This window comes from Clostridium sp. DFI.1.208, assembly GCF_024463855.1.
GTDB lineage: Bacteria > Bacillota_I > Bacilli_A > Erysipelotrichales > Erysipelotrichaceae > Clostridium_AQ.
Genome location: NZ_JANGCA010000192.1, coordinates 1 through 487, shown reverse-complemented (window position 1 = coordinate 487; position 487 = coordinate 1). Strand labels below are relative to the sequence as shown.

The following is a 487-nucleotide window of genomic DNA, read 5'->3' as shown; positions in this document are numbered from 1 at the left end:
AGATTTTTTTATCCTACGAACTGTTACTCTCAAGTAACAGTCAAGATGTAGTATAAGCTTTTTGCACTGTATGAGTGTTTATACAGCGGCTCTATATCCGAAAGAAGACACATCATGTGTCTTTTTTCACTGTAAGAAAGAAAGGAAACGATATACCCTATGTTCAAGAAAAGATTAAAACCGACTCCTGCGACTGCAGGTATCCTCATCGCCTTCTATTCGACGATGACCCCTATACTGGCCAAACCAAAGCCGAATACTGCAGGAGTGAAAAATGAGGCAAAGCCTTGGTTGGATTCCTTTACGGATATCTGCCTGTGGGCGATACCTCTCGTTGCTGTCATTGCAAGTGCTGCTCACGGTCTATCGTGGATGGTCAAGGACGAAGATGAGAAGAAACAAAAGCCTGTCTTAAAGATGCTCAAGATCATCTGGGGAATCGCAGTCGTCCTCGAGCTGATCCCGACGATCTATAAAATATACAATA

General features: G+C 42.9%; 1 protein-coding gene. It reads left to right on the top strand.

Going from position 1 to position 487, the window contains the following annotated elements:
- Positions 1-159: 159 nt before the first annotated feature.
- On the top strand, positions 160-487 hold a 328-nt coding region (locus NE665_RS23990; protein WP_256302715.1), incomplete at its 3' end, for a hypothetical protein.